This window comes from Halomonas sp. BM-2019 (assembly GCF_017584085.1).
Genome location: NZ_CP071922.1, coordinates 4,124,440 through 4,125,818, shown reverse-complemented (window position 1 = coordinate 4,125,818; position 1,379 = coordinate 4,124,440). Strand labels below are relative to the sequence as shown.

Sequence of the window (1,379 nt, the reverse complement as noted above, 5' to 3'; positions counted from 1 at the left end):
GCCGTCGTGGACGTGCAATCACCGGCTCGAACAAGCGCCCATTGAAGTCTCTTGCAGACATGATCAAAGGGAAGCAAGGTCGTTTCCGTCAAAACCTTCTCGGTAAGCGTGTGGACTACTCAGGCCGTTCGGTGATCACCGTAGGTCCTAAACTGCGTTTGCACCAGTGTGGTTTGCCGAAGAAGATGGCACTTGAGCTATTCAAGCCGTTTATCTATGGCAAGCTCGAAGGGCGTGGTCTTGCAACCACCATCAAAGCGGCGAAGAAAATGGTTGAGCGGGAAACCGCAGAAGTATGGGATATCCTCGACGAAGTAATTCGCGAGCATCCGGTGCTTCTTAACCGCGCACCGACCCTCCACCGTTTGGGTATCCAAGCGTTTGAGCCGGTCTTGATCGAAGGTAAAGCGATTCAGTTGCACCCATTGGTGTGTGCGGCCTATAACGCGGACTTCGACGGTGACCAAATGGCTGTTCACGTTCCATTAACGCTCGAAGCGCAAATGGAAGCACGTGCATTGATGATGTCGACCAACAACGTATTGTCGCCAGCATCGGGTGAGCCAATTATCGTTCCTTCACAGGACGTTGTTCTTGGTGTGTATTACATGACGCGTGAGCGCGTCAACGGCAAGGGTGAGGGCATGTCCTTCAAAAACCCGAAAGAAGCCGAGAAAGCATACCGGACTGGCACGGCTGAACTGCACGCGCGCGTAAAAGTTCGTATTAAAGAAGTTCTCTTCACTGAAGAAGGTGAGCGGACGGAAGAAGTGAAAATTGTGGATACGACGGTTGGTCGTGCCATTTTCTCATTGATTCTGCCTGAGGGAATTCCTTATGACGCAATCAACCAAAACATGGGCAAGAAGCAGATTTCACGCTTGTTGAACCGTGCATACCGGGATTGTGGTCTGAAGCGCACCGTTATCTTTGCTGACCAATTGATGTATACCGGTTTCCATTATGCAATGGTGTCTGGTGCATCGGTCGGTATCAATGACATGGAAATTCCAGATGCGAAGTCTGTGATCATTGAAGATGCAGAAAAACAAGTTGCTGAAATTCAGGAGCAGTTTGAGCAAGGTCTCGTAACCGCGGGTGAGAAATACAACAAGGTTATCGATATCTGGTCAACGGCGAATGAAAAAGTCTCGAAAGCGATGATGGAAAACCTCTCGAAAGAGCAGGTCACCAACGCGAAAGGCGAGCAAGAAGAGCAGCAATCATTTAACTCAGTTTATATGATGGCCGACTCTGGTGCACGGGGTAGCCCCGCGCAGATCCGTCAGCTCGCTGGTATGCGGGGTCTGATGGCGAAACCAGATGGCTCAATCATCGAAACGCCGATCGTTGCGAACTTCCGTGAAGGTCTGAACGTT

General features: G+C 50.5%; 1 pseudogene. It reads left to right on the top strand.

The window, feature by feature from the left end:
• Nucleotides 1-1,379: pseudogene (locus J5F18_RS20510) on the top strand (DNA-directed RNA polymerase subunit beta'); the annotation flags it as partial.